Raw genomic sequence first — 13373 nt, forward strand, 5'->3', positions numbered from 1 at the left:
CTTTCGCCCACGCCCCACTTCCGAGTACGCTCGGCGCATCATGGCCGCCCGCCGTACGATCGCCGCGACAAGGCCGAGCCCCTCGCTCCAGGCGCTCCTCGGCCTCTCGGGGCTCCTCGCGCGCGGAAAGGCCGGCGGCCTGCTCTCCGAGGCGCTCGCGCTCGTCCTCGAAGGCGTGGGCGCCCAGCGCGGCGCCGCATACGAGGCCACCGCGGACGGACTCGAGCTCGTGGCAGACGTGGGGCTGCCCGCGACGTTGCGCGCCTACATCGGCACGTTCCCGAGCTCCGAAGTGCCCTGGTTTCCAGCGCAGACGGCCGCCAAAAAAAGGCGCGTCACGACGGAGATGGACGCCGGCGCGGCGCTCGCAGGGCGGATCGATCCGGAGCTCGTGAATGGCGCAGGCTGGAGCACGATCCTCGCCGCGCCCATCATGATCGGCCGGGACGTGCTCGGCGCGCTGGTCGTCGCCGCGCCGTCGGCGGAGATGCTCTCGCCCGAGGCGCCGTTCGTGCTGGAGACGGCCGCGAACATGCTCGCGATGTCGATGGCGCACGAGAAGGCGCGGGGGCACGCCGGGGCCGTCGCCGCCGAGGAGGGCAAGCCCGCGGCAGGCATGCACGAGCGGCGCGGCGCGGACGCGAAGCTCGCGCGGCTGGCGATCCTGGGCTCGCTCGCGGCGGGGTTCGCCGACGAGATGCGCTGGCCGCTGTCGTCGCTCGGCACGCAGCTCGAGGAGCAAGAAAAGCTCATCGGCCACCTGCGCGTGCGGTTCCCCGGCGTGGCCTCGGCGCTCGACGATCTCGCGCGGATCCAGGACGAAGCGACGACGGCGCTGAAGTTCGCGCGGACGGCGGGGACACGGCTGCTCTCCGCGCTGGAGGATTCGAGCGCGAAGCCCGTGGATCTCGAGGATCTGGCGCACGAAGCCGCGGCCCTCGTGGAGCCCACGGCGCGCGCGCGGAGGGTCGATCTGCTGGTGACGGCCGTGCACGCGTCGTCGCCGGTCGTCGTGGGGAAACGGAGTGATCTCGGTCAGCTCCTGCTGGCGCTGCTCACGAACGGCGTCGACGCCTGCGCGGCCGCCGCCGAGGCGAATGCGCTCGCCGGCGAGGAGGCGCAAAAGCCGCTCGTGTGCGTGACCGTGACGCGGGACAAGGAGCACGTCGTGGTGCGCGTCGAGGACGCGGGGCCAGGCGTGCCGCCCGACGTGCGGGCCCGCATTTTCGACCCGTTCTTCACGACGAAAAAGGAGTCCCTCGGGCTCGGGCTCACGCTCGCGCGGCAGGTCGCCGTGGCGCACGGCGGGACGCTGGAGCTCGATCGGTCCGATCTCGGCGGCGCGCTCCTCAAGGTCGTGCTGCCGGCCGCGCCGGCGGGCGTGTCGGTGGCCCGCGACCGTCCGCCGCCGCCGTCCCGGCGCAAGCCGTTGTTCGACGCTCGGAGCTCCGGGTCGCCGGACGGCGCCCTGCGCCAGACGCCCTCGTCGCCCCCGGACGGCCCGGGCACGGCCCGCGACGGCTGGACCTCCGCCCCCAAGGCGATCGAGCAAAGGACGTCACGAAGGCCCGTCCGCGCGCCGCTGCCCGTCGGGAACGCGCTCGTGGTCGCCGCAGATACGGATGTATGCGCGCCCACGCAGCGGGTGCCGCGGACGCCGTCCGGGACGCAGTCCGCGCAGACGCCGAAGGTCCCGGCGGTGGTGACGTCGCACGGGTCGAAGACGACGCCGCGCGTGACGATCGTGTCATCACCGAGGCCGCAGGATTCGTCGCAGATCGTGACGCAGAAGGTGCCGCCGAAGGTGGCCCGAACGAGCACGACGCCCGGCGGGAGCGTGGTGCCGACCGCGCGGGTGCCCGAGGCGCCGCGAAAGGCGCCGCGATCACGCCGGCCGAAAGAATCGCCTCAATAACCCCAGACGTATTCGGCGCGGAGGAAAGCGCCGATCATCTGGTCGACGCCGCCCTTCGGGCCGAAGAGGAGCACGCCGTAGCGGCCCGTCGCGCCGAGGGTAAAGCTGCGGCTGACCTGGTAGTCGAGGCCAAACGGGACGGAGAGGCCGAGGCGGCCGCTCGTGCAGCCAGTCTCGCCGGCCGCGCCGCAAGGGTCGAGCGCCGAGACGGCGTATCCGCCGGCCATGACGCCCACCCACGGGACCCAGCGCAGGACATCGAGGACGTACCCGACGCCCACGCCGCCGCCGGCGAGGATGACGGGCGGGGCGCCAGGGGCGAAGCTGCCGTCGACCTGGACGAGGAGGTTGAAGGCGTCCGTGAGGCCGTACGTGCCGTGCAGGGCCACGCCGAGGCCGTGGAGCGAGGTCGCCGTGGTGGGAATGCTCCCGCCGGGCAGGACGAGGGAATACCCGAGCCCGCCGCCGACGTGCCACTGCCGCTCGTAGGCCTCGGCCGCGGGCGCGAAGGCGAGGATCGACAGAATCGAAGCAAGGAGCAAAAGCGCGCGGGTCCGTCGCATCGGACAGAGCGATAGCACCTTTTACAGGTCGAGGTGCCGCGCGAGCTCGAGCCGCGTCGGATCCGAGGCGACGCCGCGCAGGAATCGATAACGCGCCTCCCAGCGCGTCGCGGCCTCGGCGTCGCCGCGCATGCGCGCCGCGTCGGCCCGAGCGAAGGCATACGAGCGGAGCGAGAAGCGGCGCAGGTCGAAGGCCGAGACCGCGTCGAGCCAGATCTCCACGTCCCCCTCGGAAGGCGCGAGCAGGCGCCCCGCGAGCGCGAGGTGCACGCCGAGCCAGGGCGGAGCGTCGCCACGATCCCGCAGCGCCGCCCAGCGCGCCGCGTGGCGCAGCGAGGGATCCGCGCCCGCGAGGCCGACCCAGCCGTCGAGCACGCGCGCGACCCGCGCCGATTGCGCGATCGCGTCGCCGGCACGGTACGGCTCGAGCGGATTGCCGAAGCCGATCCACGAGAGCGCCACGCCGGCCTCGACGTCCGCCCACGAAGGCGGCGGCGCCGTCCTCGCGCCGAGCGCGGCGAGCTGCCAGCGCGCCCGCGCCGCGAGGAGCACGTCACGGCAAGCCTCGGCCCGCGCCTCCGCGCGTTCGGCCGACGTCCGCGCCTCCTCGCGCTTGCCGAGCGCCATGGCGAGTTCGGACCGCTGGAGCGCGACCGCCGCCGGGATCCGCGGATCGGAGGCGGCCTTGCCCGTGAGCTCGTCCTTCGCAGGTGCGTCGTCCACGGCGAGCTCCGCGAATGCCTTCTCCCGATCACCGGCGAGCCGGAACACGTTCGATCGCACGAGCGCGCGTCCATGCGGCCCGAGTCCGAGCGCGGTCGCGGCCTCGTCCGCGGCGTTCGCCCCGGAGGCGGCGTCGCCCTCCCGCGCGAGCGCCGCCGCCGCTTCGAGCCAGAGCGCGCCTCGCGCCGCGACGAGCGCCTCCGCCGTCGCGCGGTGAGGGCCCTCCTTGGGCGCGCGGAGCTTCGCTTCGAGGCCGAGCACCCCGCGGGCCGCCGCCACGAACGTCGCGCCCGGGACCACCGGCGCAGGCTCCGCGTCGCCGAGCACGGGCCGCCGCTCGGCGAGCCACTCGGTCGCGGTCCACGCGATCGGCGCGGCGAGCGGATCCTCGTCCTCGCGCGCGCGCGAAAGCCGAGCGACCTCGTCCGCGTCGAGATCCGCGCCCGCCGCGATCATGGCCGCGAGCAGCGCGACGCGCGCGCCCGGTCCCCGCGGACCCCGCTCGAGGAGCGACCTCGCGGCAGCGAGGGCCCCCTGCACGGGCTCGGTCGCCTCGCCGTTCGCGCGCGCCGTCGCGAGGCGCAGCCGGAGGAGCGCGCGTTGCTCCACGGCGTCCGCGCCTCCTGCGTTCGGGTTCTCCGGCATCGGCGGCGGCGATGTCCCGACGCGCGCGGCGCAGGCGACGAGGAGCGCGCGGACCTCGCCGAAGTCCCGCGACATGCCCTCGTACCGCCGCGAGGCCCGATCATCCTGCACGAACGGCAGCATCTCGAAGCCGCGCTTCGGATCATCGCCGGCGCCCATGCAGAGCATCACGGCGATCGCCGTGCGGTGGTCGTGATCCCGCGGATCGTAGTCGGCGTATTTCCGCGCGAGGGCCTCGGCGCGCTTCGGATCGGCTTCGAGCAGCGCCGCGCGTATCGCCGCGATCCGCACGCGGAAGTCGAGCCACGTCTCGCCCCGCGCGAGCAGCGTGCGTCGATCGCCCACCGCGTCCGCTTCCCGCCCGAGATCCGGCGCGCCGACCGAGGGGCCGAGCTCGTCGAACACGAGCCGCTGCGAGCCGCTCTTCACGACCGCGGCTTCGAGGTCGAGCGCGTCCGCCGCCTTGGCCAGGCGCTCCGCCGCCCCCGCGACGGCCGCTTCGACGTAGTTCGCGACGGCCACCCGCGCGTTGAGCTCCTCGGCCCGGTAGCGCGCGCGGTTCGCCGTCAGCGGCAGGCGAGCCGGCAGGAGCATCCATTCCATCGGCTCGCGGCAGGTCAGGAGGTCGGGCGCCTCGGGCGACTCGAACGACCCGAGGCACGCCTTCGCCTCCCGCGTCCCGTGGGCGAGCATGAGCTCCGGCACCGTCACGAACGCGGCCGCTCCGGTGGCCAGGACGGCGACGCCGGCGAGCGCGACCGTCTGCGCCTTGCCGAGCTTCTTTTGCCGCGTCGCGCCCATGTGGCGCCCTTCTTAGCTGATTTTCGGTCGGCGCTGCACGGGGAGCGATCCGTCCGGGGCTTCTTTCACGCCGCGTGTGGGCGTCAGATCACCGTCGACGCGACGGCGATCCCGGCCGCGATCGAGCCGAGGCCGGCGAGCATTTGCAGCCGCGGGCCGAGGGACGGGGCGACGCGGGTGAGCGAGCGCATCGGCCAGGCGACGAGCGCGGCGATGAGCGCCATGCCGATCACCGACGCGAGCCCGAAGACGCCGACGAAGATCAGCGCCGCCGTGCGCGCTTGCATCGTGCTCGCGACGAGCAACGTGAGCGCCGCGGTCCCCGAGGCGCCGTGCACGAGCCCGACCAGAAGGGGCCGCTTGACCGTCTTCGGAGGCGCGTCGTCCTCCGCTTGCTTCTGCCGGCGCGACACGAGCGCGCCGATCCCGAGCCCGACCAGCATCACGGCGACGGCGATGTCGAGGGCGAGGGCGATCGAGGGGGGAACGGTCGCGCCCGACGCGACGAGCGCGCCGCCGACGAGGACCATCACGGCCCCGTGCCCGAGCCCCCAGAGCGCGCCGGACCAGGCCGCCCGTGCGACCGTGCCGCCGCGCGCCACGAAGGTGCACACGGCTGCGACGTGATCTGCCTCGAATGCATGCTTGAGCCCGAGACCAAGGCCGAGGACGCTCGCCGCCACGACGGACATGGCGGGCACCGTAGCACAGCCTCCGGCGTCTGTGTCACGCGGGGTTTGGGGCGAAGGGCGCCGTGAGGCGACCCGGAGCCCCAAGCGTAGACCCGATTTGGGGCGAAGGGCGCCGTGAGGCGACCCGGAGCCCCAAGCGTAGACCCGATTCCGCACGCTCGCTTCACCAGGGAGGCCGACCCGAGGGCGGGGGCGGGGGAGGCTTGGCCGGGAACGACAGGCCGCAGTCCTCGCAGACGACCGCGATGTCGAGCCCATCGAGGAAGGGGTTTTGCCGGCGCTTCGGAGGCGTCGCCCGACCGCCGCAGCGCGGGCAGCGATCGACCGACGACGGGTCGATCGACGCCGGAGCGACGGCGACCTGGGGAGGCGGAGGCGAAGAAGCAGACCCCACGAGTCACGAGGATCGCATGAAGCGTGCTGTGCGGGAATCAGCCGGCGGCGGGTTTTTCTTGCTCTGCGGGGCCGGAAGATGCTCGGGCCTGCCCCGAGAGCGCGGCTTCCAGATCGGACACATCGGAGATGTCCTCGACGCGCGGGACGGAAAGTTCGAGCCCGCGCGAAAGGATCGCGTGGCATCCGAGCGCGAGGTCGCGCACCGAGGGCGCGCGGCCGACGAGCTCCTCGATCGACGTGACGCCGTGGTCGCGGATCCCGCACGGGACGATCATCCCGAACGCGCCGAGATCCACGGACAGGTTGAGCGCGAAGCCGTGCATCGTGACCCAGCGCGAGAGGCGCACGCCGATCGCGCCGAGCTTCGCGATCTCGCTGGCCCACGGCGCGCCAGCCCATTCGGAGGGCTTTTCCCGGTCGACCCACACGCCGATGAGCCCGTCGACGACGCCGGACTCCACGCCGAGCTCGCGCGCGAGCAGGATCATCACCTCTGCGAGGGATCGGACGTAGCGGCGGACGTCGCATCGATCCGGCTTGAGATCGAGGATCGGATAACACACGAGCTGACCGGGCCCGTGATAGGTCACGTCGCCGCCGCGACCGGTCTGCACGAGATCGACGCCGCGCTCGGCGAGCAGCCCTTCGCCGAGCAGCACGTTGCCTGCATCCGCGGCGCGGCCGAGCGTCACGACGGGCTCGTGCTCGACGAGCAGGATCAAGTCTTCGATGTGCCCGTCCGCGCGGAGCGAGACGAGGTGCTGCTGCAGCGCGTGGATGGGTTCGTAGCGCCTGCGACCGAGGAAATACGCCTTCGCCTGCCGTTCGCCCACTACTCCGGTACCTTGTCTCCGGCGCTGCGCCGCTCGTCGCGGTAGCCCTCGATGTTGTCCGTGAAGTTCGCGGCGACCTCGGGATCGAACTGCGAGCCGGAGCAGCGCTCGATCTCGGCCACGGCGACCTCGTGCGGCAGCGCGCGGCGATAGGAGCGATCACTCGTCATGGCGTCGTACGTGTCGGCCACGGCGATGATGCGCGCGATGATGGGGATCTCGTTGCCCTTCAGCTTGAGCGGATAGCCGCGCCCGTCCCAGCGCTCGTGGTGCAGGTGCACGCCCGGGATGAGCGGGTGCAAGAACTTGATGGGATCGAGGATGTCGCGGCCGAAGACCGGGTGCTTTTTGAAGACCTCGTACTCGTCCTGCGTGAGCTTGCCGGGCTTGTTGAGGTTCAAGACGCAGCCGATCTTGCCGATGTCGTGCATGAGCGCGCTCTGCCGGACGATCTCCACCTCGTAGGCGGAGAGGCCGAGCCGCTTCGCGAGGAAGACGGCGTAGAGCGCGACGCGATCGGAGTGGCCCGAGGTGTAGCGATCCATCTTGTCGATGGCTTTCGCGAGGCCCTGGATCGTCTGCTGGAACGTGGCCTGCAGATCCTGGTAGAGGCGCGCGTTCTCGATCGCGGCGGCGGCGCGCGAGGCGATGATGCTGAGGAGCTTGCGTTGCCCCTCCTCGAAGCGCCTGCCCTTCGAGAACGAGCCGAGCGCGATGAAGCCCATGAACCGCTGGCCGATGCGCAGCGGCACCGCGACGATCGAGTAGAGCGGCACCTCGGGCGGGGCCGAGAAGAACTTGAGCCCGCGCGGCCCTTGCTCGAGCAGCGTCGCCTCCGCGCGCAGGTGCTGGGCGATCTTGTCGTGATCGAGCACGCCGATCGCGGCGTCCTCGGGCAGCGTCGGCCCGCGGATGTGTTGCCGCTCGAAGAGCCCGCCCTCGCCGTCGTCGAGCCACGTCGAGACGAGATCGCTGCGCACCTCGGAGAGGCAGCTCTCGGCCACGGTCTCGAGCACCTGATCGAGCGAGAGGCTCGCCTGGATGGCCTCGCTGACCTTGTACAGCCCGAGCGCCTCGCGCAGGCGCAGGTTCTCCGCCGCCATGCGCTGCTTCTCGAGCCCACGCTGCACGACGTGGATCACCTCGTCGAGCTTGAAGGGCTTGAGCACGTAGTCGTACGCGCCGCGCTTCATCGCGTCGATCGCGGTCTCGACCGTGCCGAACCCCGTCATGATCACGGTGAGCGCGTCGGGCGCGGTCTTGCCGATCTCGTCGAGCAGCGCGATGCCGCCCATCTTCGGCATCTTGAGGTCGCTGATGATGAGGTCGTAGTGCGACTTCGTGAGCTCCCCGAGCGCGGCGGAGCCGTCCTCGGCCGTGCGCACGATGTAGCCCTCCATGCCCAGGAAATCCGCCAGCATGTCGCGGATGACCTTCTCGTCGTCGACGACGAGGATACGCGGGCGCTCTTCCGTGAGTTGGGACGGCACGGCCCGAGCCTACCAGATGTCGTGAAACTTTTCGGGCGAGATGAAGGACCGCTCAGTCGTCGTCGGAGACGATCGCGTGGCGGATCGTGCGGGGCGATTCGTCGAGCTCGGGCACGTGCTCGGTCGGCGCTTCCGTGATGGTCGGCGAGGGGAGGCCGCCGGGCGGCGCGTACGAGGGCGCCTGCGCGTGCGCGGCCGGCTGCGCGTACGACGGCGGCGACGCGAACGAGTCGGGCGACGCGTACGACATCGGCTCGGCGAGCGAGTCCGGCGGATACGAGGGCGGCGGCGGCGAGAGCTCGTTCGGCATCGGGCCGATCGCGGGCTGCGATCCACGATCGATCGGACGCGGCGGCGGGAGCGGCGCGCTCGCCGGCTCGCCGGGGAGCATCGACGAGGCCCTGTTCTCGCCGAGCGCGTGCTTCTGCTCGAGGAACTTGATCACGGACGAGCCCGTCGCGCGCTCGAGCGACGCGCGCAGGTCGCCCGGCAGCGTCGACTCGATGAGCAGCTTCGCGCCCGTGCGCGGATGCACGATCTCGATGCGGATGAGGTGCACGAACGAGCGATCGAGGCCGTGCTTCTCCTCGAAGTAGCGGTTTGTCGGCACGTGGCCGTAGCGCTCGTCGCCGAGCACCGGGTGCCCGATCGCCGCGAGGTGACGGCGGATCTGGTGCGGCCTGTGCCCGTCGGGGATCACGCGCAGGATCGAGTGACCCGAGGCCACGGCGAGGCGGCGGTACCGCGTCCGCGCCATGTAGCTGCGCCCGCCCTCGCGGAGATCACGCGCGATGGCGCCCTTCGTCGGCGTGACGCCCTTCGCGGCGACGAGGTAGATGAGCCGACCGCTCGTGGCGAGCGCCGTCGTCCAGAGCTGCCGCGCCACCTCGTTCCGCGCGAAGATGCAGAGGCCGCTCGTGCCCGTGTCGAGCTTGTTCACCACCTTGAGGTTCGACACGCCGGGCAGCCGTAGGCAGCGCTGCATGAGCGAGCCGAGGTACTCCGGCTGGTTCTCGACCGGCTCGTGCGGGCCCTTCTCGACCACGATGACGTCGTCGTCCTCGTAGATCACGCGCGGCTGCGCGGGCGGCGCGCGCTTCAGCACCGCGACCGTCTCGACCTCCTCCGTGAGAGGGATCATGTCGATCGGGATGAGCTCGCTCGACGTGTAGCCGAGGCGGCTGAAGTGATCGAGGTCGCGCGCGAGCGTGTCGGGATCACACGAGACGTAGATGCAGAGCGGCGCGCCGAGGCGGGCGATCGCCTCGCGCGCCGCGGGCGAGACCCCGCGCCGCGGCGGGTTCATCACCACCGCGTCGAACTTCTCGTTGTTCGCGAGCAGCGAGTTCACCACGTCGGCCGCGTCGCCGACGCGCGCGTCGAGCTTGCCGAGCCCCTGCGCCTCCGCCGCCGAGCGCGCGTTCTGCACCGCCGGCGCGAACGACTCCACCATCGTCACGATGTTCTTCGCGTGCGACAGCGCGATCGAGATCGCGCCCGATCCGCCGTAGAGATCGAGCACGCGCGGCTGCCGCCGGTTCGTGCCCGTCTCGTCGATCAGGAGCTGCATGTCGAGCGAGGCGATCTCGCGCGTGATGAGCGCGTGCACGCGCGACGCCTGGCCGCGGTGCACCTGCACGAACGAGCCGAACGAGGCCACGTGGTACGTCGGCCCGATGCGATCCTCGGCGTGCGGCACGCCGTCGAGCACCATCGTCTCCGGCCCGAGGATCTGCGGCGCGTCCGCCTCGTGCAGGTTCGCCGCGATCCCCACGACGCGCGGCAAGAGCGCGCGGATCGCGCGCCCCGCCTCCTTGAGCTCGTCGCGCGAGGGCACGCGATCTCGCTGCAGCACGAACGTGAGCAGCACGCCGACGCGGTTGCCTTGCGCCGTCGTCGTCGTCTCGGGCAGCGACGTCGTGCCGGGCATGTGCACCTCGCGCAGATCGATCGCGCGGAGCACGCCGCCGCCGTGCGGATCGTACGGCAGGAGCAGCCCGCGGGCCTCTGGCGGCGGCGACGCGATGAGCCCGCGCAGGATCGTCGTCACCTCCGCGAGCGCGGGCGCGAGCACGCGGCAGTTCGGGATGTCGATCACGTCGTGGTTGCCGGAGCGACCGTAGAGCCCGATCCCGCCCGTCGACGACACGATGAGCTTCGCGCGACCGCGGTAGCCCACGATCTGGTCGCCGGGCACGACCTGGCGCGTGTACAGAAGCTCGAGCGCCGGGTAGTGCACGATCGCGCTCACCACGCGTGCCCGCTTCGTCGTGAGCTGCTGGGCGTAATCCATCCCGATGAGCGGACAGCCGCCGCATTGCTCGGCGTGCACGCACTCGATCATCGTCGACGGGATCTCGCCGGCTCGTAGGGTCCGACGCGTGGGATTCGAAAGAATACCCCGCCCGGTACCTGCGGCCCCGGGGGTGCCATCGGGACCATTCGGCCCGTTTTTCCCTGCGCCTGGGTCCATCGGCGATAGATTACAAGCGTCACTCGGGGACGTCGAAGCAGGAAAACTCGCGGCCCATCGTTTTCTTCATCGAGCGGGGAATCTCACCACCGGACGGTCGGGGCCGGACCCGGGGTTGGCCTCGGCAGCCGCCGGACGAGGGCGGTGGTAACTTTGTCGTCACGGCCGCTCGGGGCCGCGTAGGATGCGGAGCGGCGAGGGCCGTGGCTGCCCGCGCGATCGACCGAGCCATGCCGAAGAGGCGTACCAGCGCCGCAGGTCGCGACCAACGAACAGGCCCCGATCGTCCTGGGCCGACGTGGATCCGCGGCCTGCTCGGGGTCGGCCTCGCCGCTCTTGCAGGGTTTTCCTCGACGCCTGCGCTCGCTGCGCCCGGGGACGCACAGGCCCAGAAGGGGATCGCGCTCGCCCGGAAGGGGGAGTGCGGCGACGCCGTCCCGCTGCTCGAGGAGGCCGAGGGCATCCGGCACCGGCCCGAGACCGCGGTCGCCCTCGCGAGCTGTTACGAGATGGCGGCCGAGCTCCTCCAGGCGAGCGCCCTCTACGGCGTCGTCGCCGAGGAGCCGCCCGATCGGACCCACACGCGCGGCGACCGCGCGGCCATCCAGATCGCCAAGCGCAAGCTCCGCGACGTCGACGCCCGCATCCCCACGCTGAGCTTCGTGATCCCCAAGGGCTACGAGGGCGTCGTCATCACGATCGACGGCGAGCCCGTCGATCCGCCGACCGATCCGCAGAAGGTCGATCCCGGCGACGAGCTCGCCGTCGTGATGAAGGCCAAGGGCCGCAAGGAGCGCAAGGAGACGATCACCCTCGAAGAGCGCGAGCGCCGCGTCGTCACGCTCGATCTCGCGCCGCTCGGATCCGCCTCCGCGCCCGAGCCCGCTGTCCCTTCGAAGGAGCCACGCCTCTGGCTCGGCGTGGCGTACCGCGGCTACGTCATACCGCGGTTCGCCATGAACATCTTCGGCGACGGCGGACGCACCGTCGTCGCGCCCGGCGGAGCGCTCAGCCTCGTGCGCACCTCGGGCAACCTCGACATCACGTTCACGCTCGGGTACGCGGCCTTCTTCCTGCCGCCCACGCCCTTCAAGGCGCGCGGCACGCCCGACACCGAGTACGAGATCGTCGAGGCCGATCTCTCCTCGCTGCAAGCATCGTTCGAGCTCGTATGGAATTTCCCGCTCGATCGCCGGCAGCGCTTCCGCCTCCGCGTCGGTGGCGGCCTCGGCGTCGGCTACACCTTCCTCGGCGACATCCACCGCACGCAGGCCTACCCGCCCGGCTTCGCGCCCGGGGATCCGTACACGTACCGGCCTTGCACCGCGCCGAACGATCCGCCGGGCAGCTTCCGTTACTGCAACCAGCTCGACAAGGACCTCGACCATTACGGCGGGTACGTCGAGCCGAGCTGGTTCGACGGCGGCGCGCGGCCGCTCGTCTACCCGTGGATCGTCTTGCCGCGGATCGGGATCTCGTTCCGGCCCACGCCGCGCGTCTCGATCGATCTCGACGTCGCGCCGAGCCTCTCGGGGATCCTCACCGGCCTCGGCGTGCGCGTCGGGCTCTGATCCTTCGAGCTCCAACGAATCCGAGCGCCACGAGCGCGATCGCCGGCGCCGCGTGCCCCGCCTCGCTTGCACCGGTCCCGCGACGCACGCTGCAGTCGCCTTCCGTCTGCTTCGCCGCGCACTCCGGCGAGAAGCCGTGGCGGGGCAGGGGATTGCAGCGCGCCGTGTCGACGACCTCTCCCGTCGGCGGGTACGCCTCGCAGATCGCCGCGATGTCGTCCGCCGCGAGCGTGCGCGGCAGGACGCTGCCCGACGTGTAGTTCGGCCACATCGTCGCGCTCGCGTCCTCCGCGTGCGCGAGCCCGAGGAAGTGCCCGGCCTCGTGTGTCATCACGGAGAGCAGATCGGTCTGCACCTCCTCGAGGTTGTCCGACGTCGTGAACGGGAAGCCGTGCGTGTTGACCTCCATGTCCGCGTCGTAGATCTCGCCCGTCCTCGTGTCGAACGTCACCGTCGTCAGCGCGATGTTGTGCGGCCCGTCGGGGTGCGTCCACGTCGCGTCGCGGAACACGACCACGTTCGCGTTCCCTGCCTTCGGGTTGTACTCGACTCGATCACACGCGACGGGCCCGAGGTTCTGCACGTGGATGTTCGGCGGTCCGGGCAGCTCCGTCTCGCAGACCGGCTCCTCCCACGCCCGGAACGACTCCTCGACGACCGCCAGGGCCAGCGGGTACGGCACCTCCTCGGAGCCGTCCACCTGCACGCTCACGCCCACGCAAGGCCTCTTCCAGAGGAGAGGCTTGCAGGCCGGGTCGTCCCACGGCGGCGGCCCGCAGAGCTGGCCCTCGGCGCACGTCGAGGCGCGGCAGTAGGCGTGTGCGTCCGGAGCGGCGCCCATCACGAGCGCGATCCCGACCGCGAGGACGAGACGAGGCGAGGCGCGCATGCCGGCTCCTCCGCGCTAGGGGGTGAGGTCGATCGGCCTACCGAGCTTGCGCGACAGCACGGCGCTCACGGTCGCCCAGAATTCCGCGCCGTCTTTCGAGGCGGACCAGCTCGTCCCTCCTCCGCGCGGGTCGAAGTGCCAGGCGTTCCGCTCGGCGGCCATCCAGATTTGCCGCGCCGCGCGGTGGCTGTTGATGACGTACCGGGTCCCGTCCTGGAACTCGACCGTGAGGACCCCCATCTGCAGATCCACCTCGATCCCGTCCAGGTCGCCGAGCGCCCGCTCGAGCTTGCGCAGCGTGTCGTCCGCGGCGCGTTCGAAGTCCCGTTCCGAGATGCCCTCGGTGCTCATGGGTCGAACCTACCTCGGGCGGCGTCGACCG

At 71.7% G+C, this 13373-nt stretch carries 11 protein-coding genes; 2 read left to right on the forward strand and 9 right to left on the reverse strand.

The genetic code is table 11. The features are described 5' to 3' along the window. Nucleotides 1-40 precede the first annotated feature (40 nt). Nucleotides 41-1915, forward strand: a complete 1875-nt coding sequence (locus tag QHF85_RS08030) for an ATP-binding protein (protein WP_281326486.1) — start codon at nt 41-43, stop codon at nt 1913-1915. Here the strand turns inward: QHF85_RS08030 and QHF85_RS08035 are convergent. From QHF85_RS08035 to QHF85_RS08065, 7 genes are all read right to left on the reverse strand, one after another. Then, nucleotides 1909-2478, reverse strand: a complete 570-nt coding sequence (locus QHF85_RS08035; RefSeq protein ID WP_281326487.1) for a hypothetical protein — start codon at nt 2476-2478, stop codon at nt 1909-1911. The two genes, QHF85_RS08030 and QHF85_RS08035, sit on opposite strands and share 7 nt — an antisense overlap. A 21-nt stretch (nt 2479-2499) precedes the next feature. Further along, nucleotides 2500-4647, reverse strand: a complete 2148-nt coding sequence (locus QHF85_RS08040; RefSeq protein ID WP_281326488.1) for a hypothetical protein — start codon at nt 4645-4647, stop codon at nt 2500-2502. A gap of 83 nt (nt 4648-4730) precedes the next feature. Beyond that, entirely contained in the window at nt 4731-5339 is a 609-nt protein-coding gene (locus tag QHF85_RS08045; protein ID WP_281326489.1) for a hypothetical protein, read from the reverse strand. A 163-nt stretch (nt 5340-5502) separates the two neighbouring features. Then, nucleotides 5503-5733, reverse strand: coding sequence for a hypothetical protein (locus QHF85_RS08050; RefSeq protein WP_281326490.1), 231 nt, complete (start codon nt 5731-5733; stop codon nt 5503-5505). Between the two features lie 37 nt (nt 5734-5770). Next, nucleotides 5771-6568, reverse strand: coding sequence for a lipoyl(octanoyl) transferase LipB (lipB, locus tag QHF85_RS08055; RefSeq protein WP_281326491.1), 798 nt, complete (start codon nt 6566-6568; stop codon nt 5771-5773). Continuing rightward, the gene (locus QHF85_RS08060; RefSeq protein ID WP_281326492.1) at nt 6568-8058 is read right to left on the reverse strand and encodes an HD domain-containing phosphohydrolase; all 1491 of its coding nucleotides are present in this window, start codon (nt 8056-8058) and stop codon (nt 6568-6570) included. Before QHF85_RS08060 ends, lipB begins: the two co-directional genes overlap by 1 nt. A gap of 52 nt (nt 8059-8110) precedes the next feature. Continuing rightward, nucleotides 8111-10390 (reverse strand): pseudouridine synthase, encoded by a 2280-nt coding sequence (locus QHF85_RS08065; RefSeq protein ID WP_281326493.1) that lies wholly within the window; start codon nt 10388-10390, stop codon nt 8111-8113. A 371-nt stretch (nt 10391-10761) separates the two neighbouring features. Between QHF85_RS08065 and QHF85_RS08070 the strand changes: the two genes are divergently transcribed. Continuing rightward, the gene (locus QHF85_RS08070) at nt 10762-12102 is read left to right on the forward strand and encodes a hypothetical protein (RefSeq protein ID WP_281326494.1); all 1341 of its coding nucleotides are present in this window, start codon (nt 10762-10764) and stop codon (nt 12100-12102) included. On the opposite strand, the gene QHF85_RS08075 is transcribed toward QHF85_RS08070, so the two are convergent. Both QHF85_RS08075 and cyaY read right to left on the reverse strand, forming a co-directional pair. Next, nucleotides 12071-12991 (reverse strand): matrixin family metalloprotease, encoded by a 921-nt coding sequence (locus tag QHF85_RS08075; protein WP_281326495.1) that lies wholly within the window; start codon nt 12989-12991, stop codon nt 12071-12073. The two genes, QHF85_RS08070 and QHF85_RS08075, sit on opposite strands and share 32 nt — an antisense overlap. Before the next feature lie 15 nt (nt 12992-13006). Further along, nucleotides 13007-13342 carry an iron donor protein CyaY gene (gene cyaY, locus QHF85_RS08080; RefSeq protein WP_281326496.1) on the reverse strand — a complete coding sequence of 112 codons (336 nt, stop codon included), beginning with the start codon at nt 13340-13342 and terminating at the stop codon, nt 13007-13009. Between the last annotated feature and the right edge of the window lie 31 nt (nt 13343-13373).

Origin of the sequence: Polyangium sp. 6x1 (genome assembly GCF_029946515.1) — a bacterium.
Classification (GTDB): Bacteria; Myxococcota_A; Polyangia; order Polyangiales; family Polyangiaceae; genus Polyangium.

Excerpts from the sequence above, each read along its gene's own strand:
- QHF85_RS08040 (WP_281326488.1), bottom strand. The coding sequence starts at position 4,647 with ATGGGCGCGACGCGGCAAAAGAAGCTCGGCAAGGCGCAGACGGTCGCG.
- QHF85_RS08070 (WP_281326494.1), top strand. The coding sequence starts at position 10,762 with ATGCCGAAGAGGCGTACCAGCGCCGCAGGTCGCGACCAACGAACAGGC.
- QHF85_RS08075 (WP_281326495.1), bottom strand. The coding sequence starts at position 12,991 with ATGCGCGCCTCGCCTCGTCTCGTCCTCGCGGTCGGGATCGCGCTCGTG.
- QHF85_RS08045 (WP_281326489.1), bottom strand. The coding sequence starts at position 5,339 with ATGTCCGTCGTGGCGGCGAGCGTCCTCGGCCTTGGTCTCGGGCTCAAG.
- cyaY (WP_281326496.1), bottom strand. The coding sequence starts at position 13,342 with ATGAGCACCGAGGGCATCTCGGAACGGGACTTCGAACGCGCCGCGGAC.
- QHF85_RS08035 (WP_281326487.1), bottom strand. The coding sequence starts at position 2,478 with ATGCGACGGACCCGCGCGCTTTTGCTCCTTGCTTCGATTCTGTCGATC.
- QHF85_RS08030 (WP_281326486.1), top strand. The coding sequence starts at position 41 with ATGGCCGCCCGCCGTACGATCGCCGCGACAAGGCCGAGCCCCTCGCTC.